General features: G+C 67.9%; 8 protein-coding genes. 7 read left to right on the top strand and 1 reads right to left on the bottom strand.

From position 1 onward, the window contains the following. Window positions 1-36: 36 nt before the first annotated feature. On the bottom strand, window positions 37-1797 hold the full coding sequence (locus tag WME76_RS12275; RefSeq protein WP_437960321.1) for a DUF262 domain-containing protein: 1761 nt from the start codon (window positions 1795-1797) through the stop codon (window positions 37-39). 126 nt (window positions 1798-1923) lie between these two features. Here WME76_RS12275 and pglX (WME76_RS12280) point away from each other — a divergent pair, with 126 nt between their 5' ends. The 7 genes from pglX (WME76_RS12280) to brxD all read left to right on the top strand — a co-directional run bounded on the left by pglX (WME76_RS12280) (window position 1924) and on the right by brxD (window position 19571). Beyond that, window positions 1924-5484, top strand: a complete 3561-nt coding sequence (pglX, locus tag WME76_RS12280) for a BREX-2 system adenine-specific DNA-methyltransferase PglX (protein WP_437960322.1) — start codon at window positions 1924-1926, stop codon at window positions 5482-5484. 376 nt (window positions 5485-5860) lie between these two features. Continuing rightward, a complete protein-coding gene (pglX, locus tag WME76_RS12285; RefSeq protein ID WP_437960323.1) occupies window positions 5861-9433 on the top strand; it encodes a BREX-2 system adenine-specific DNA-methyltransferase PglX in 3573 nt (1190 codons plus the stop codon). A gap of 163 nt (window positions 9434-9596) precedes the next feature. Further along, window positions 9597-10403, top strand: coding sequence for a hypothetical protein (locus WME76_RS12290; protein ID WP_437960324.1), 807 nt, complete (start codon window positions 9597-9599; stop codon window positions 10401-10403). A gap of 301 nt (window positions 10404-10704) precedes the next feature. Beyond that, a complete protein-coding gene (locus WME76_RS12295) occupies window positions 10705-11499 on the top strand; it encodes a hypothetical protein (RefSeq protein WP_437960325.1) in 795 nt (264 codons plus the stop codon). Between the two features lie 509 nt (window positions 11500-12008). Then, window positions 12009-15563: a DUF6079 family protein gene (locus tag WME76_RS12300; RefSeq protein ID WP_437960326.1), complete on the top strand. Its 3555-nt coding sequence runs from the start codon at window positions 12009-12011 to the stop codon at window positions 15561-15563. Window positions 15564-15567: 4 nt separating this feature from the next. Further along, window positions 15568-18216: a BREX-2 system phosphatase PglZ gene (gene pglZ, locus WME76_RS12305; protein WP_437960327.1), complete on the top strand. Its 2649-nt coding sequence runs from the start codon at window positions 15568-15570 to the stop codon at window positions 18214-18216. Then, the gene (brxD, locus tag WME76_RS12310; RefSeq protein WP_437960328.1) at window positions 18213-19571 is read left to right on the top strand and encodes a BREX system ATP-binding protein BrxD; all 1359 of its coding nucleotides are present in this window, start codon (window positions 18213-18215) and stop codon (window positions 19569-19571) included. Before pglZ ends, brxD begins: the two co-directional genes overlap by 4 nt. The last annotated feature ends 18 nt before the right edge of the window (window positions 19572-19589 follow it).

Below are 19589 nucleotides of genomic sequence, written 5' to 3' on the forward strand. Positions count from 1 at the left end.
CGGTGTGTGATCACATCTGGACAGCAGCGACGCCGTTCACGCCTGCTTCCACAGCGGCCACCGACCGATGACGAAGTCGGCGAGCTGCGCCGTTCGGGTCTCGATGTCCGCGCATTCCCAAAGCTTCCCTTTGTTGAGTATCTCCGCGCTCAGAGAGCGCGTCATGTGGAGCTTGCTCGCCTTGTAGAGCCGATCGTCGCTGGCCTTGGCGTCCGGGGACCTGTTGCGCGCTCGGCTGTTGAGCGTCTCTTCGAGCAGCGTGAGATTGCCAAGTCGGTGTACGTTGTCCTCGTAATCCTCCTCAGAAGAGAATCCGCGTGCGGGCAGCTTGAAGGTCGGCTCCTGCGCGAAGACATGCTCGATCGCGAGCTTGGCTCCTGCGAGCGCCTGGAGCTCGCTCACGTCGAGGCGCGGAGCGCCGGCCCGCTGCCGGCTCTCCTCCTCGTATTCCAGGAGCATGGGCCGCAGCGCTTTGTTGGATGCCATGTCGTTCTCTTCGAGCCGCGATCGGAATAGGGCGTCATTCATGAACCATCGGACGAACCCGAGCATGGTGTTGGCGATGTGCTCCGGGCTCGCGGTCATGGCCTCCTGCGCGAGGACTGCCATGTCCCGCTCTGGATTGGTCCCGCGGGTCTTGTACACGCGCACGTCGACGATCTCGACGAGATCGACGAACATGAGGCCCCCGTTGCGCGGGACCGGCTGCTCGAGCAGCCCGCGCATCGCGAGCCGGACGAAGAGCGGATACAGCGATGCGGACAGGTTGAGCCATGACAGGAGCTTGTAGTAGCGGACGTCGCTGCCGACCGTCCTCACCAGCGCCTCCAGCGCGGCGAAGAACGCCTGTAGGTCCGATACGTACGATTCGATGAACCTCGACAGCTCTCCCGGCCCGCTGGACTGGTGCTCCTTCAGCGCTCCCTTCAGGAAGCCGTCGAGCACCTCGCCGGCCGTGGCGCCATAGTCGTGCCATTCGCTCGGAAATGCGATGAAGTGGTATCGCATCACGGAGTCTTCGTTGAACTTGGCCTGGTTGATGAGATTGATTTCGCGCCCTGGAAGCCTGGCCAGCTCCTTGATGGAGTCGTAGGCGCGGAAGATGTCCCCGAACTTGTCGTTCACCAGCGTATCCAGCGCGCCGTTCAAGAAGCGGTTCGAGTAGTAGATGAGGAGGCTCTTGGCCTTCTCCATGTTCGAGAGCGGCTTGCCGCGATCGTTGACGGTCTGGAAGATGCGGATGGCCCGGCCGTCGTCATCTTCAATGAACTCCATGACCTGCAGCTCCGACACGCACGTGAGCCAGCGTTTCGTCTGCGCAGGCTCCTTCGCTGCCAGCTTCGACACGCGCAGGTCGAGGTGTGCGTAGGCCTCGCACAGCCGCCGCTGGCTCGCCGTCCGCGGCTCGGGCGTCGTGCCATCCAGGAGCTGGCGGAAGAAGCCTTCGTTGTCGCCGAGCAACTCCAGGCGGTGCTTCCCGTCGGAGCTCAGGAACCTGTCGGTGGCGAGGATCTTCGCCGTCAGCTCGGAGCTCGGCAGGTGCTTCACGAGCGCGTGGATCAGCATCGTGAGCGTGGTGAGCCGCTGCTGGCCGTCGACGATGTTGTAGACCAGCTCGCCAGCCCGTCGGGACAGGATGAATGTGCCGATGTAGTGGCTCGTGCCTGTCTCGATCGCCTCGGCGACGTCGTCGAAGAGGTCGTCCACGTTGTCGGGGACCCATGCATAGTCCCGCTGGTAGCGCGGGACTCTGAAGAATTTGCCGGTGAAGAACTTCTCAAGGGTCGTCTTGTCCACGCCTGCAAGCTATCACCCGCGGGGCCGAGGGGGGAAGCTCGCTCACGCGCGGCTGCGGAAGGCCGTCGGTCGCCGGTGGTAACGATCCCCCTGAAGCATCGGTTTGTTGTACCTTCCGGCCCCCCGATGGATCCGGCAACCCGCAAGTCCCTCACCACGTCCCTTGGCAAGCTCTCCGCGGAGATCGCCGCCGCAGTGCGCCAGCCCATGCTGCAACCCGGCTCGCCCGTGCGCGCGCGGGCGGAGAGGCTGCACCAGGAGGAGCGTGTAGGCGAGCCGTTCGAGGTGTGGACCGACCTGCTCTCGCGGCGGGCGGCCGTGCTCTGGGTGCTGAAGAGCCTCTATGTGCGGGTGCTGGAGGATCGTGGGCTGCTCAGGCCCGGGCGCATCCTGGACACGGAGAGCCAGGAGCTGTTCGCGCACCTCGCGCCGAGCCTGGGCGACACGGCCTACCTCCGGTGGGTGTACCGGGACCTCGCGTCGGCGAGGGGCGGGCTGCCGGAACTGTTCGCGCCGCAGGCGGCGGAGATCGTGGCGCCGCCGGATGGGCTGTCACGCAAGCTCATCGATTTCTGGCGGTCGCGGGATCCGGATAACAGCAAGCTGCTCTACGCGTTCGACGAGGAGCACTTCGACGGGCGGCTGATGGGGGATGTGTACCAGGACCTGGATCCGGTGGTGAAGAAGCGGTACGCGCTTCTGCAGACGCCGGATTTCGTGATCGATTTCATCCTTGATGAGACGCTCACGCCGGCGATCGCGGAGTGGGGGGTGGAGGCGGTGCGGGTGCTCGATCCGGCGTGTGGGTCGGGGCACTTCCTGCTCGCGGCATTCAAGCGGCTGTTCGCGGGGATGCGGGAGAAGTTCCCGGTGCGGCCGATGCGCGTGGTCGTGGAGGACGTGCTCGGCCGGGTGGTGGGGATCGATCTGAACGACTATGCGTGCGCGCTGGCGCGGGCGCGGCTCGTGATGACGGCGCTCGAGGCGTGCGGGGAGTCGGACCTGGGGGCGGGGGGAGAGCTCCATCCGCAGGTGTACTGGGCCGATGCGCTGGAGCAGATGGAGCGGGAGCAACTCGGGCTGTTCAAGAGCGGGAGACCGGCGGCAAGCTTGACGCGGCCGGAGGTGCGAGCGGCGCTGGCGCCGGTGCTGCAGCGCGGGTTTCATGTGGTGGTTGGGAATCCGCCGTACATTACGGAGAAGGACGCAACCAAGCGGGAGTATCACAAGGAGAAGATTGGAAAGGGGAGGCGGTATGTGTCGGCCTCGGGGAAATACTCGCTGGGCGCGCCGTTCACGGAGCGAATGCTCCAGCTTGCGGTGGCGGATGGTGTTGTCGGCGAGATCACGGCCGACTCGTTCATGAAGCGTGAGTTCGGTAAAGCGCTGATCGAGCAGGTGCTGGCCAAGAGAGAGCTCACGAAGGTGGTCTCCACGGCGGGAGCGTTCATCCCGGGCCATGGAACGCCGACGGTGATCCTGTTTGCCAGGAACCGGCCGTCGCGGGGGGAGCATGTCCGGGTCGTTATGGGCAAGCGAGGGGAGCCGGGGAAGCCCGAGGAGCCGGCCAAGGGACGGGTGTGGACGAGCATCACCGAGGGACACGCGAAGGTTGGCTACGAGAACGAGTTCATTTCCGTGGCGGATGTGCCTCGAACAACGATGAGTTCGCATCCGTGGAGCATCGGGGGCGGCGGGGCCGCGGAGTTGAAGGAGGGGATTGAGCAGCAGGTAGAGCTCCGGCTCGGTGCGGTTGCAGCTGATATCGGAATCACCTCGGTCACGGGCGAGGATGATGTTTACGCACAGCCCGAGCCTCATGTCTTTGCGCGGCTGCATGTTGCTCCTACTCGGCCACTCGTGGTTGGTGAGGACGTCCGCGACTGGTCGATTGTTCGCGTGCTGGATGCTGTGTGGCCGTACGAGAACGGTCATTGTGTTGCCAGGCTAGATGCGATTCCATCAATTCATCGATATGCTTGGCGGTACAAGCCGATCATTAGTAAGCGGCGCCGTTTTGGTACGCCGATGCTGGAGCGTGGTCTCACTTGGTATGAGTGGCAGGAACTCTATGTCGAGAAGCTCCGCACCGAATCCACCATCACATGGGGTGAGGTCTCCACCCACAACCACTTCGCCCTCGATCGCGGCGGCAAGGTCTTCAAGCAGACGGCCCCGGTCATCAAGCTCCCGCCCGGCGCCACGGAGGCCCAGCACCTTGTCCTGCTCGCGCAGCTCAATTCGTCGACGGCGTGTTTTTGGCTGAAGCAGGTCTGCCAGAACAAAGGCGTGGGTGGACGCGGTAGCCGCGGGCTCGAGCCGGACGAGTGGGAAAAGTTTTATCAGTTCGGCGGCACAAAATTGGAATCATTCCCGCTCATTGCCACCGCGCATACTCAGCTAGAGTCGTTTGCCCGCCATATGGACACCCTGGCCGGCGACCGTGTCACCGATTCCGCCCGTTCTGTCCTAGACGCCCACGCTTCTTCCGGCCCCGCTGCCCTCCGCGCTGCCCTGAGCACCCGCCGAGAACATGATCTCGACCGCCTTTTCAAGATGGTCAGTCTTCAAGAGGAGCTCGACTGGCTGTGCTACAAGCTATACGGAATCGATCCTGAAGCTGAGATCCGCGATCCCGAGAGGGTTCCGCCTCTCCGCCCCGGTTTACGCCCCTTCGAGATCACGGAAGCCGAACGCCTCGTTGAAGCAGGTAACGAGGAGCGCCCTGAGATGGATGGCAAGACCGATTGGTTTGGTCGCCACGGCTGGGAGCCCCACACCACCCTCGACGCGCTCCCCCCCGCCGAGCGCGGCATCGTCGAGTCGCGCCTCGAGCGCACCGCCGCGAGCCGCGAGCTCTCGCTCCTGGAGCAGCCCACCTACAAGCGCCGCTGGTACAGGCCCGACCACGGCGCCGAGGAGCGCGAGGCCATGGATCTGTGGCTCGCCGACCGCATCGAGGCCTGGGCCAGGGAGCGCAAGGAGCCGTTCACCATCCGCCAGGCCGCCGCTGCCCTCCGCGCCGATGCCGCCCTCCTCGCCGTCGGCGAGCTCCTCACCGGCCGCCCCGACTTCGACGTCGACGCCCTCGTCGGCGAGCGCGTCCGCGCGGACGCCGTCTCCAACACCAAGCACCACGTCTTCACCGCCGAGGGCCTCCTAAAGCGCGCCGCCTGGGAAGAGACCTGGCGCCTCCAGCACCTCGAAGACGAGGGCCGTCTCCCCCTCGACGAGGACGGCAAGCCCATCCCGATCCCGGTCCCTCGCAAGTACGACCGTACTGATTACCAGAGGCCCGAGTTCTGGTCGCTCCGCGGCAAGCTCGACGTCCCCAAGGAGCGCTTCATCGCTTTCACCGAGGTCCCGCCGCCCGTGGGCGAGGAGACGCTCTACGGCTGGGCCGGCTGGACCCACCGCGAGCGCGCCCGCGTCCTGCTCGCCCTGGACGAGCAGCTCGAGAACGCCGGGGTCCCGGTGGCGGATCGCTACGGTGTCCTGCACGGCGTATGGTTTCTCTTGCCGTACGTCGCCTGGGAGTCGCAGGACGCCGCGCGCGACTTCCGCGCCGACGTGAAGAGCATCGTCGGCGAGGCCGGTGTGACCGAGGCGATGCTGGCCGAGTGGGCCGGGCGGTCTCCGCTGACGAAGCCCAAGACCGGCGGGCGAGGGAAGGGAAAGAAGGCGTAGAGGTTGTCGGGAGCGTATAGGCTCAGTCCCGCTCCACCAGGAACACCATCTCCTTCGCGTTCGGGTCGTCCGCCGCGAGCTCCTGCGCCCACTTTCCCAGCACCACAGTCTTTGGTCCTCCCCCTCGCGGACCTTCGGGGCCACTGCCACCGGTTCAGGATCTCGGCCGAGGGCAGCGCGCGTTCGCACGGGGCGAGGCGGCCGGCTGGACCTGGGCACAGCGCCCCACCTCCTGGACGACCTCCTCCCCCGCATGGCCTCGGTGCTCGACTCAGCCGGTAGGCTCCAGCTCTTCCGGGGTGCGGGGCCGGGATAGTCCAGTAGCGCCCTTGCGGGTAGCCCTCGGCGGCCCGGCCGATGTACCTTCCGGCCCCCGATGGATCAGGCAACCCGCAAGTCCCTCACCACATCCCTTGGCAAGCTCTCCGCGGAGATCGCCGCCGAGCTGCGCAAGCCCATGCTGCAACCCGGCTCCCCGGTGCGCGCGCGGGCGGAGAGGCTGCACCAGGAGGAGCGTGTAGGCGAGCCGTTCGAGGTGTGGACCGACCTGCTCTCGCGGCGGGCGGCCGTGCTCTGGGTGCTGAAGAGCCTCTACGTGCGGGTGCTGGAGGATCGTGGGCTGCTCAGGCCCGGGCGCATCCTGGACACGGAGAGCCAGGAGCTGTTCGCGCACCTCGCGCCGAGCCTGGGCGACACGGCCTACCTCCGGTGGGTGTACCGGGACCTCGCGTCGGCGAGGGGCGGGCTGCCGGAACTGTTCGCGCCGCAGGCGGCGGAGATCGTGGCGCCGCCGGATGGGCTGTCACGCAAGCTCATCGATTTCTGGCGGTCGCGGGATCCGGATAACAGCAAGCTGCTCTACGCGTTCGACGAGGAGCACTTCGACGGGCGGCTGATGGGGGATGTGTACCAGGACCTGGATCCGGTGGTGAAGAAGCGGTACGCGCTTCTGCAGACGCCGGATTTCGTGATCGATTTCATCCTTGATGAGACGCTCACGCCGGCGATCGCGGAGTGGGGGGTGGAGGCGGTGCGGGTGCTCGATCCGGCGTGTGGGTCGGGGCACTTCCTGCTCGCGGCATTCAAGCGGCTGTTCGCGGGGATGCGGGAGAAGTTCCCGGTGCGGCCGGTGCGCGTGGTCGTGGAGGACGTGCTCGGCCGGGTGGTGGGGATCGATCTGAACGACTATGCGTGCGCGCTGGCGCGGGCGCGGCTCGTGATGACGGCGCTCGAGGCGTGCGGGGAGTCGGACCTGGGGGCGGGGGGAGAGCTCCATCCGCAGGTGTACTGGGCCGATGCGCTGGAGCAGATGGAGCGGGAGCAACTCGGGCTGTTCAAGAGCGGGAGACCGGCGGCGAGCTTGACGCGGCCGGAGGTGCGGGCGGCGCTGGCGCCGGTGCTGCAGCGCGGGTTTCATGTGGTGGTTGGGAATCCGCCGTATATCACGGAGAAGGACGCGACCAAGCGGGAGTATCACAAGGAGAAGGTGGGGAAGGGGCCTCGTTACACCTCGGCTTTCCGCCTCTATTCGCTTGGGGCGCCGTTCACGGAGCGCATGTTCCAACTCGCTGTGACGAACGGGTATATTGGTGAGATTACGGCTGATTCATTCATGAAGCGTGAGTTCGGCAGTGCGTTGATCGAACAGGTGCTTGCCAAGAAGGACCTGACGAAGGTTGTTTCGACGGCGGGCGCGTTCATTCCCGGCCACGGTACACCAACGGTCATCCTGTTCGCCCGGAACCGGCCGTCGTGGGGGGACCATGTTCGAGTCGTGATGGGGAAGCGAGGGGAGCCTGGGAAGCCTGAGGAGCCATACAAAGGTCGAGTCTGGTCTTCGATCGCGGAAGGACATTGCAGAGCCGGATACGAGAATGAATTTATTTCCGTTGTTGATGCTTCCAGGATATCGCTCGCCAAGCATCCATGGAGTATTGGCGGTGGTGGTGCAGCGGCGCTCAAGGTGGTACTGGATGAGCGAGGGGATTCACTGCATCGTGTCTGTTCGTCGATAGGATTTGCCTGCATCACGAAGCAGGATGATGTCTTTGTGCAGCCAGTCGCCCTGTTTCGTCGTTGTGATCTGGAGCTCGATCTCCAGCGTCCGATGGTGGCAGGTGATCAGGTGCGGGATTGGGGAGTGAGCACAAACGACGTGGCGATCTTCCCTTACGATCCTGGCAACGGTTTACGTGACATGCTGCCTGGTGTGCGGGCGATGAGATTTCTGTGGACTTACAAGGCAATCTTGTTTGAGCGCAAGGAATTCGGCGGGGCGACCTATCGAGAGTCGGGAAGAAAGTTTTATGAGTACGGTCAGATCCCGCTTGAGCGCCTGAGTGTCGCGATATCGATCGCCTTTGGCGAGGTCTCCACCCACAACCACTTCGCCCTCGATCGCGGCGGCAAGGTCTTCAAGCAGACGGCCCCGGTCATCAAGCTCCCGCCCGGCGCCACGGAGGCCCAGCACCTCGTCCTGCTCGCGCAGCTCAATTCCTCGACGGCCTGCTTCTGGATGAAGCAAATTTGTCAGAATAAGGCTGGCAGTGGGATGGGACGTGGTATTCAGCCTGAAGGATGGATGGAGCGTTATGCCTTTGACTCATCCAAGCTAAGCTCGTTCCCCCTCATCGCCAGCAGCCATCCCCTCCTCGAATCCTTCGCCCGCCATCTCGACACCCTCGCCAGCGACCGCGTCTCCGACTCCGCTCGCTCCGTCCTCGACGCCCACGCCTCCTCCGGCCCCGCCGCCCTCCACGCCGCGCTGAAATCCCGTCGCGACCGCGACCTCGACCGCCTCTCCAAGATGGTCGGCCTCCAGGAAGAGCTCGACTGGCTCTGCTACAAGCTCTACGGCGTCGACCCCGACGCCGAGATCCGCGACCCCGAGCAGCTCCCGCCCCTGCGCCCCGGCCTGCGCCCGTTCGAGATCACCCTCGCCCAGGAGGAAGCCGAGCGCCGCGCCGCCCTGGCCCGCGGCGAGGAGCCCGACGAGCAACCCACCGCCTGGTTCGAGCGCCACGGCTGGGAGCCCCACACCACCCTCGACGCGCTCCCCCCCGCCGAGCGCGGCATCGTCGAGTCGCGCCTCGAGCGCACCGCCGCGAGCCGCGAGCTCTCGCTCCTGGAGCAGCCCACCTACAAGCGCCGCTGGTACAGGCCCGACCACGACACCGAGGAGCGCGAGGCCATGGAGTTGTGGCTCGCCGACCGCATCGAGGCCTGGGCCAGGGAGCGCAAGGAGCCGTTCACCATCCGGCAGGCCGCCGCCGCCCTCCGCGCCGATGCCGCCCTCCTCGCCGTCGGCGAGCTCCTCACCGGCCGCCCCGACTTCGACGTCGACGCCCTCGTCGGCGAGCGCGTCCGCGCGGACGCCGTCCCCAACACCAAGCACCACGTCTTCACCGTCGAGGGCCTCCTGAAGCGCGCCGCCTGGGAAGAGACCTGGCGGCTCCAGCACCTCGAAGACGAGGGCCGTCTCCCCCTCGGCGAGGACGGCAAACCCATCCCGCTCCCGGTCCCCCGCAAGTACGACCGTACTGATTACCAGAGGCCCGAGTTCTGGTCGCTCCGCGGCAAGCTCGACGTCCCCAAGGAGCGCTTCATCGCTTTCACCGAGGTCCCGCCGCCCGTGGGCGAGGAGACGCTCTACGGCTGGGCCGGCTGGACCCACCGCGAGCGCGCCCGCGTCCTGCTCGCCCTGGACGAGCAGCTCGAGAACGCCGGCGTCCCGGTGGCGGATCGTTACGGCGTCCTGCACGGCGTGTGGTTCCTCCTGCCGTACGTCGCCTGGGAGTCGCAGGACGCCGCGCGCGACTTCCGCGCCGACGTGAAGAGCATCGTCGGGGAGGCCGGCGTGACCGAGGCGATGCTGGCCGAGTGGGCCGAGAGGTTCCCGCTGACGAAGCCCAAGGCCGGCGGGCGAGGGAAGGGGAAAAAGAAGGCGTAGAGGGGCACGGGAACCCTGTCCAGGAGCTCCGGGTCCTCGAGGAGGTGGAGCGACCCACGTCAGGAGCTCGGCCACTTCCGCACACATTCCGGGGAGCTCCTCGGAGAGCTCGAGCGACCTCCTGGACGTGCTCGGCGAGCCCGATCACGCCATGCTGTTCGGCATGCTGATCGCCGTCACGACCATCCTTACCCGAGACGCATGGTGGAATGAAGCTATCAGCGTCGCGAGCCGCCTTCTTCTTCTGAAGCTCATCCTCGGCATGACCCGCGACGCTCAGGTCCTCCTACTGCCGGGCGGGTTCCTCCGCGTCGAGCGCGAATCGGACATCGATGGAGTGCTCGTGGATGTCGAGGCGGTCCTGGAGGGGTATTACCAGGCGGTCCTCTGGGGGATGGACGTCGCCGACGAATCAAAGAAAACGGGGAAGGACGACTGTGGCCCTGACCCGCACCTGCCTTTCTACGCGTTCCTCAGGCTAGCCGACGGGTCGAAGCCTCTGTGGAGAGCCCGGCAGCTCGCGGCCAGCTCTCAGCAGGCCGTGTACTTCTCTGCGCTGCCGACGGACCGTGTCGTGCGCGTGGGCTCGCAAACGATCGGTATTCTGCTTTGCGGCGAGATGCTGGCCGGCGTCTACGGCCGTGGCCGGACCACCCGGTGGACGAGGGACATGGTTCGGCGCGCCGATGTTGTGCTCGACGTCGCTCATGCGGACGTGGCGGTCGGCGGATCGAGGAACTGGACGTGGGCTATCGAGAAGTGCGCCGACGCCCAGCCGTCGAGCAGGCCGGTGATGGTCGCCCAGCACCTGGCCATGAGCCGTCTCGACACCGTCAAGTGGGGGGCCATGGGCCAAGCCCCTCGGGTCGCGTCGCAGACGGTGCTCCGCAGGCACGTCGGTCGGCGAGAGGTTAGGCCGGGAGGGCAACCGGAGGCGATCGTTGATCTCTATGACGTGGGGTGTGCTTGATGTCAGGGCGTCGAGCGACGAAGGTCCCCCGGTGGACAGCTCTACAGGGAGCGAGCAGCGCCGGAACGTTGTCGTGGGCGCGCCTTGGACGCGATGGTTGCCTCGTGGAGGGGAACCTGCTGCGGACACGGGTAGCCACACCCGGCACCCGTGCCCGTACCAGGGCTTGACAAGGAACCGGGCCGCTGGCTAGAGTGGGACAGCATCAAGAGCTACCGCTGCGAGATCCTCCGCTACCGGTTCGGGCGTCCGGTCGGGGTGGCAAGTCGCCACTCAAAAAACGCGATTAGGAGGAGCTCTCGTGGAAAAGACATCTTTTTCGCTCGGCCGCTGCACGGTGGTGATCGACGATGAGTTGATCATTCTCAGTGTCAGTCGTGATGCCCCGTTGCCGTCAGGAGTGAGGCCTGTCCTTCGCGAGGGTATGAGGGCGGACCACCTCACCATCCCGCTGAAGCCTCGGCGTGAAGGCCCTCATGCTGGCAAGCACTGGATCCATCTGACGTATCCGGATCGTCGCCGTGTGGCCGTAGCCATCGTGGATCCTGAAGAGTTCAGGCTCTTTGGCGATGCCATCGCAGGCTTGATGGCGGACGCTATTGGTCGCGAGATGGCAGAGCGAGTGCGTCGGGTAGATCCTGGGTGGCTCTCCGAGCGGGGCTATAGAATTCTATTTAGCGATCCGGCGGAGTTTTCGGAACAGCTCAGAGCTCGGTTTCAGCAGGGAAAGCGGCGCTATCGCATTTCGATGCACCGGATTGAAGACCTCGCCAAGGACCTCCTGATCGCCGATCCGGAAATTCTCGACGATGAGGAGTTTCGGGCGCTCTGTCTGGACCCTGTGCATGCAGTTCGTCTTGATGACGAGGGGGAGACGCTTTTCTTGCAGTACAAGACAGAAGGGCTGCAAGGCGATGTTCCTGGTTGGTACGCCTACCCCTCGATGACCCCTGATGAAAGCCTGCTTGCAGAGGTCGATCGACGCTCTGGGTATCGGCTCGGCGAGTTCGTCCGAACGGTATGCAGAGAGCTGGGGCTACCAGCGGATTGGGCGCTATTCGACGGTATGGCCGCGCTGCGACAGTCGGATGTGTAAACGCTGAGGCGTTCGCATGCATGCGCCTCTCTCACGAGAGGCCGTGCGGCGCGGGGGGAAGGGCCGGCGGTATCGCGCTTGAGCGAGCGTGTTCGGCCGCTTTCCACGAGGACGCGGCCGCGCACCGCGAAGTCGACCTGTAGCTTGGTCGCACTCATCGCCTGTGCTCTGTCATGGGGCACCGAGCCGCCAGGCACCGGCTCGCCCATTTGATCCCAGTCCACCCAGCCCATCGAGCGAGCTCCGCAGTACGTACGGTGCCAACACAGCTTTAACTTTCGGCGTGCGCGATGGGGGGTCCACGCAAGGCCGGAGCGGTCGGGCTGCTGGAACCCGCTGCATCCTGCGTCCCACCGAGAGGGGCAACGGCCCCAAAGCCCCCACCAGCGTCTACCCGTACCGGCCCCGTCCGCGGGGACGGGGCATCGATGCAGCGGTTCGGCGGGGGACCCCTCACGCCATCTAGGCCATCGCCCCCGTCCTCTGGTATCCCCATCCTCGCGCCTCCCATGACCCTCACCGTCTCTCAGGTCTTCGACCTCCCCCGCCGCGAGGACATCACCGCCCTCGGCTTCGTCGTGCGCCTCTCCGACGACGACGAGGACGCAACCTTCCGCCGCCTCGTCGACGACTACGTCGTCACGCCCACGGTGGCGCAGGAGCTCCCGGTCATCCTCAAGTCCATGCGCCACACCTACAAGGCGCGCGGCGACCTCGGCCGATTTGTGCATGGCAGCTTCGGCTCCGGCAAGTCGCACTTCCTCACCTACCTCGGGCTGCTCCTCGAGGACCGCGACGTCGCCTGGTCCAAAGCCGACCCCGCCGTCCGCGCCTTGGCCGACGAGCACCGCGGCTGGCTCGGCGAGGCGCGCCTGCTCGTCGTGCGCCTGCACATGCTCACCGCCGCGAGCGGCCACGAGACCGGCTTCGACCGCGCCATCTACGAGGCCGTGAACGAGGCCCTGCGCCGCCGCGGCAAGGCGCCGTTCGAGTTCCTCCACGTCGATGGCGTCCTCGCCGAGGCCCGCCGCGAGGCCGAGCTCTACGGCGCCCAGTTCTGGAAACGCCTCGAGGAGGGCGGCGTCGTCGGCTCCAGGGCGGAGTTCGACGCCATGGCCTCGGGCAGCGCCGACGATCGCGAGGCCGTCGCCCGCGCCTACCTCGCCTGGAAGGGGCGCGACGCCGCCTCCGCCGGGGTCGACCCGCGCTGGGGCGACGGCCTCCGGCGGCTCGCCGAGCACGTCAAGGCCCTGGGCTACGGCGGCCTCGTCCTGCTCGTCGACGAGTTCCTCCTCTGGCTGCGCGAGAAGAGCGGCCCCGACTTCGAGCGCGCCATCAACCAGCTCAACGTCATCGTCGACCACGCCGACGGCGCCCGCGCCGTCCCCCTCTTCGTCTTCGTCGCCCGCCAGCGCAACATCGAGGAGTTCTTCCCGGACATGGTCGAGGAGCGCCAGCTCCACGAGCACCTCGGCCACCACGCCAAGCGCTTCGAGGTGACCAACCTGGAAGACGTCGAGCTGCGCCACGTCTGCCGCGGCCGCGTCCTGCGCCGCCGGCCCGAGCACGCCGGCGACGTCCAGCGCGTCGTCGACGCCCTCGCCAGGGACCACGAGAAGGTCCTCCCCGCCATCCTGCACGGCGCGGAAATCGGGTACCTGCGGGACGTCTACCCGTTCCACCCCGCGCTCATCGAGATGCTCATCGACGTCTCATCGCTGATGCAGCGCGACCGCACCGCGCTGCGGCTGCTCTACGAGCTGCTCCTCTTGCACCACCCGGAGCTGCCGCTCGGCAAGCTCCTGCCCGTTGGCTGCGCCTTCGACGCCATCTTCCCGCCGGCGGGCGTCGAGGGCAGCAAGCGCGTCGAGGACCTGCGTGCCATCCACCGGACGTACTACCAGCGCTTCCGCCCGGCGATGGATCGCATGCTGCGCGACGCGAAGGCGGCCGGGAGCGACTTCGACGAGAAGCGCAAGGGCGAGCTCGATGCCATGGTCAAGACCGCCCTGCTCGCCGAGGTCTCGCCCCGGCTGCGCGGCTCGTCGATGAACGTCGAGCGCCTCGTCCGGCTCAACGACGCCGAGGTCACGGGCGAGACGGACCGGTCGAAGTTCAACCGCGTGTACCAGGACCTCCTGGAGCTGTCGCGCATCGCGAGCGACCTCCAGCTCTCGGGGACAGGCAAGTCCGCCACGGTGTCGGTGGTCCTCCAGAACGTCAACTTCAGCGAGATGCTCGGGCGGGCCCGCGACCGCGTGGCCGGGCAGAAGCTGCCGCTCCTCACGGCGTTCTACAAGGTGCTCCTGCCCGCGTTCGGGCTCAAGCGCGAGCAGGTGCCCGGCGAGATCGAGATCAAGTGGCGTGAGACGCGGCGGCGCGGCTCGATCGACGTGACCAACGTGCGCACCCTGGCGAACGCCGAGTTCAAGGTGGCGGCGGGCCAGGAGTTCCGCATCCTCATCGACTATCCGTGGGACGACCCCGGGTACTCGGTGGACGACGACGTGGCGCGCGTGGCGGACGTGCGCAAGCGCGACGGTACATGCCTGACCCTCTGCTGGTTGCCGCGGCACCTCACGCCCACCGAGCTCGGCTTCCTGCAGGACATCGCCGCCCTCGACGAGCTGCTCGGGCCGGCGCAGGACGAGCTCCTGCGCGACCTCGCCCCCCACGAGCGCTCGATGGTCATCGACCAGGCGCAGAACCAGTCCCAGAACCTGCGCAACAGCCTGACGCAGAAGCTCGGCGAGGTGTACCGCGATCACGGCCAGATCGTCGCGATGATCGGCGGCGTCGAGGCGCGGGTGCCGGGCGGCGAACTCGAGTCCATCCTCAAGGAGAAGCTCGCCCAGATGCTGCTCGATCGGCAGTATCCCTACCATCCGAGCTTCACGCTCGAGCCGCGCCCCGAAAGGCTGCGGCTGCTCTGCGACTGGCTGTCGCGCGCGGCGGAGAAGCCGGACCAGACCGAGGCGTTCAGCGACGACGAAGCGCGCGTGCTCCAGGGCCTGGGCGTGCCGCTCGAGCTCGTGCAGCCCGGCCAGACGCGCGCCTCGCTGCGGCTCGATACGCGGTACATCAAGACCGTGCGCGATGCCGTGAAGGACGGCTCCGCCATGTGGGACACCATCGACCGGCGCTTGCAGGAGACGTACGCGCTGCAGCCCGCGGTGCGGAACATGTTCCTCCTGTTCCTGTGCCGGCTGGAGAGCTTTCGCACTGTGAACGCCGCGAGCGGCGAGCCCGTGGAGGTGCCGCTCGACAGCAAGCCTCACACGACCGTGAAGCTCCTGCGCGCGCCGCTCATCGACCTCGCGTCGTGGAGCCGGGCACGGGAGGTCGGCCCCCAGGTCCTCAAGGCGCAGGCGCCCTCGGGGGCGCGCACGCTGTCGGAGCAGGATCGGTATGTGGCGCTCCTGTGCGAGCTCGGGTCGCAGAAGCGGAGCGATCTGGAAGGCGTGCACGAGCGGCTCGTGAAGCTCGGCGCCGGCGACGGGAGGAGAGTGGCCGACCTCAAGATCGCCATCGCTCGCCTCGCCCCGCTCGCCAGGAAGCCGACCGACTCGTGCGCGACGCTCCGGGAGTTCCTGGCCGCCTGGCCGGACGACGCGGGCGATTCGATCCGGCTGGTCGTCACAAAGATCGCCGCGATGAAGGAGGCCCTCGGCAAGCTCGACGATACCGCGCGCCACACCCTCCTGCAGGCCGCCAAGGGCCCTCACGCGCCCGAGGTCGACGCACACGTCCGAGCGCTGCACGAGCTGCTCTCCGCCGGCGAGCAGGAGCGCACCCTCTCGGCGAACGCGATCGACGCGTGGAACAAGACGGCGCGCGACCTCCTGGAGCGGATCATCCAGAAGCCGGTCACGCCGCCGCCCCCCCCGCCGCCGCCTCCACCTCCGGGGGGGCCAGCAAAGTCGTTGCTCCAGGCCGAGATCGTGAAGACCCGCGACGCGTCCGCGCTCCGCGCCCTGGCCGATCGCATCGTCGCCCGGCTCGGGGGCTTGCCGGACGAGGAGGTCGAGATCGACGTCCTCTTCAGGCCACGAGGCCGGAACTAGGGCCATGAACGCGCAGGTCGTCCTCAAGCGCATCGTGGAAATGGCCGGGGGAGCGGCCGAGCGGGGATACGTCCTGGCGATCGCGGGCGAGGGGCTCGATGAGCTGCCCGCCACGCTGGACACCGTGGCCGGGCGGTACGCCATCGTCCGGCCGAGCTCGGAGATCGCGCTGCGGCACACGCTGTGGAAATCGGGCGGCGCTCCGGTCCTGGCGCTGCTCTCGCCCGCGCTCGCGAAGAAGCTCCCTGCCGACCTCGTGCGCCGGGCGCGCGGCCGGAAGATCCACGCCGTGGAGCCTGCCGAGCTCTTGTCCCTCGCGCTCGGCGTACAGGTCATCGGCACCGACGACCCCGACCTGCAGCGGCTCGCCATCGAGCACGTCGACCGGATCCGCGATCTCATCGGGCAGCGGACCTTGCCCACGGTGGTCGACCGGGAGCTGCTCGACGAGTTGCTCGTGGACGTCATCCTCGTCGGCAAGCTGCGGCACGAGCGCCCGGGCGCGCTGCTCGCCGGCTGGCTCCTGGAGCCGCCGGCCTGGACGCCGCCGGTGCGAGACCTCGTCGCGCGGCAGCTCGAGCGCCTGGGCGGCATCGAGGGGAAGATCCTGGCCTGGGCGGTGGCCGAGCCCGCGCGGCTGGAGCCGTGCCTGGTGCACGGCGCCCTGCTGGCGCTGGACGAGCCGGAGCTGCCGCAGTCGACGTGGGGCAAGCTGTGGGGCGTGTTCCGCGAGCTTGGGCTGTTGCCGGAGACGTTCCGGCGAGGCGCGGCCACCCTGGCGCGCGAGGCGCTCGACGCGCTCGGGGACCGCGCGGCCGAGTACCTGAAGCGGGCGGAGAGCGTCGCGCGGCGGACGCTGCAGCCGGCGGTGGTCGCGCGCAGCCGCGACCTGCCGCTCGGCCTCGACAACCTCTGCGAGTCGGTGGCGCACCGGGCCGCCGATGGCGAGGCGGTGGCGCACGCGGAGATCGAGGCCATGACGCGGCACCGCTTCGCGGGCGCGCGCGAGGGGGAGATCGCGGTCCTCGAGGAGATGGTGCGCCTCTCCCGGTGGCTCGCGGAGCCGGAGCGCGATCATGGCCATGACGTCGTGGCGCACGTACGGCAGTACCAGCAGCAGGGGGCGTTCGCGGACTGGGCGGCCGCGCGGCTGCGCGTGGCGCTCGCCGGGAGCCTCTCGCACCAGAAGCAGGCCGAGGCCGTGCTCGCCCGGTACCGGGCGCGGCGGGATCGGGAGAACGAGGCCTTCGCGACGGCGCTGCGCGCTGACTACGTCAAGGCGCTGCACGCGGACGGGCTCGTGCCGCTGCACCGGATCTGGACGAAGCCCCCGCTGCGGCGCGAGGGCGGCGAGGGCGTCGCGGAGCGACTCTATCTCGTGGTCCTCGACGGCTGCAGTTACCCGGTGTTCCTGCGCCTGCTCGCGGAGCTCGCGGGGGAGGTCGCCCCGATCGGGCTGCGATTCGACCCGCAGCGAAAGCAGCTGGCGATCGTGCCCGCGCTCGCGCCGCTGCCGACGATCACGAGCCACGCGCGGAGCGCCCTCTTCCTGGGCGAGATCCCGAAGGATCCATGGATCGCGGAGACCGTCTGGCGCGACACGCGGGAAGCCGCGACGGATCCTGCGCGCTTCAAGCAGAACGCGGCGCTCGGCGCGCGCTCACGGCGGCTGTTCTTGAAGGGCGACCTGGCCGATCACGGGCAGGCGCTGCTCGGGGCGCTCCGCGACAGCGCGACGGGCGTGGTGGCCGCCGTGTTCAACGCGGTGGACGATCAGATCGGTGGAGCGAACACGGGCGCCGCCGTGACCGTGCGGGCGAGGGAGATCACGGCGCTGGTTCCGAGCATTCGGGCGGCGCTCGATGCCGGGCGGCGGGTCGTGATCACGGCCGATCACGGGCACAGCCCGTACTGGGGCAAGCAGCTCCGGGTCGGCGACGGGAGCTCGCCGCGCCATCGGCTGCTGGGCGCCGGCGATCCCGTGCCCGCGGGGTTCATCGAGATCGACGACGGCGGGCTCGGCGGCGAGCCGGGCCGCAAGGCGTTCGCCTGGAAGATGGGTGCCTACCTGGGCATGCCCCAGGTGGGATTCCACGGCGGATGCTCGCTCGAGGAGATGGTTGTGCCGCTCTGCGAGCTGGTCTCCGGCGGGGTGGCCGCGGACGAACCGACGTGGTGGTATGGCGGCGCGCAGGCGACCGGAACGAAGGTTGAGCCAGAGGCTGCGACGCCGCCCGCGCTAGCGCCCACCCCGAAGCCTGCCCTAGCGCCTGCCCCGAAGCCTGCGCTAGCGCCTGCTCCGAAGCCCGCGCCAGCGCCGGCGCCGTCGGCTCCGGTGCAGGGGCACCTATTTTCGCCGGAGCGCGAGGTCATGCACGCCTCGCTCATCGAACGGCTGGGGCTGCCCGCTACTCTGCGCGCGGAGCTCGAACAGTCCGAGCAGGCCGCGCTCGCCGTCGTGTTCGAGAGCAAGAGCGCGCGCCTCTCCGACATCGCAGCGCGATTGGCGCGGCCCTTGAACCGCGTTCCTGGCCTGATGAGCCGCCTTGTGGGCAAGCTTCACGCGGGGGGCTTCCCCTGCCTTCGCCGGCAGCTACTTCCTGATGGGGAGGACCAGTACGTGTACGTGCCGCAGGGTACGGAGAAGGCATGAGTGAGGTGAACCTGGCGCAGGCGCGGGATATCGTGGCGGCCCTCCGCGCGGGCGCGGTGCCGCGCAGCGGTCTGGAGCAGATCGCGACCGGCCTCGACCGAATCCTGCCGGTGATCGAAGAGGAGCTCGATGAGGTGGCGGCCGGCGAAGGGCGCGGCCGGTCGAAGTGGATCCGCGGGGAATACGGCAGCGGAAAGACCTTCGCGACGAGGCTCATCTGCGCTCGTGCGCGGCAGAAGAGGTTTGCCACGACCGAGGTGCAAATCTCGATTAACGACACGCCGCTCCACCACCTGGAGACGGTCTACCGGCGTATGATGGAGCGGTTGACCACGGACGCGCAGGGCGAGGGGGCGCTGCGGGCCGTCGTGGACGCATGGATCTTCGAGGTGGGCGAGGAGGTGCTGCGCCTCAAGGGCATCGGCGAGGACGATCCACAGTTCGCGGGGTTCGTGGAGGCGAGGCTCGAGGAGAAGCTCGCAGAGCTGAGCGTGCGCAACCCGGCTTTCTCGCAGGTGCTGCGCGCATACAACCGCGCGCTCGGGGAGGGCGATTACCAGACCGCGCAGGGCCTTCTGGCCTGGCTCGCCGGGCAGCCGCACATCGATCGGTCGATCACGGCGCGGGCGGGCGTCAAGGGGGCCGTCGACGGGCAGGCAGCGCTGACGTTCCTGCGCGGTATCCTGACGATCTTGCGCCAGTCGGGGCACGCGGGGCTCGTGGTGGTGCTCGACGAGGTCGAGACGGTGCAGCGCATGCCGCCGCCGACGCGCGAGAAGTCGCTGAACGCGCTGCGGCAGCTCGTGGACATGCTGGCGAATGCGGAGCTGCCGGGGATGTACCTGCTCGTCACCGGGACGCCGAGCTTCTTCGACGACTACAAGGGACTCAAGGGCCTTCCCCCGCTCTACCAGCGCATCGCGACGCGCTTCGACGAGACCAGCCGCTTCGACAACCTGCGCGCGCTGCAGGTGCGCCTCTTGCCGTTCGACGAACGGAGGCTCGTCGAGGTGGGCCGACGCGTGCGCGACCTATTCCCCTCGCGCGCCGCGGAGCGCAAGGCTGCCCGGGTCGGCGATGCGTTCCTGCGCGCCATGGCCGCCCAGGTAACGCGCGGATTCGGGGGCAAGGTCTCCGTCTGCCCGCGCTGGTTCTTGCGGGATCTGGTCGACGTGCTCGACAAGGTCGAGCAATACGAGGATTACGATCCGGCGAACCAGTACGAGCTCGTGATCGACGAGGCGGCGCTCACTCCCGAGGAGCTCGCGGCGAGGCGAGGGACCGAGCCTGCGTATCCCGAAACGCGGGAAACCGAGGAGGCCGACGGGGCGTCCACGCGGCGACTCGACGGGTAGCCGGCAAGGGGGGCAGGG

Origin of the sequence: Sorangium sp. So ce119 (assembly GCF_051524405.1) — a bacterium.
GTDB classification, from domain to species: Bacteria; Myxococcota_A; Polyangia; order Polyangiales; family Polyangiaceae; genus Sorangium; species Sorangium cellulosum_G.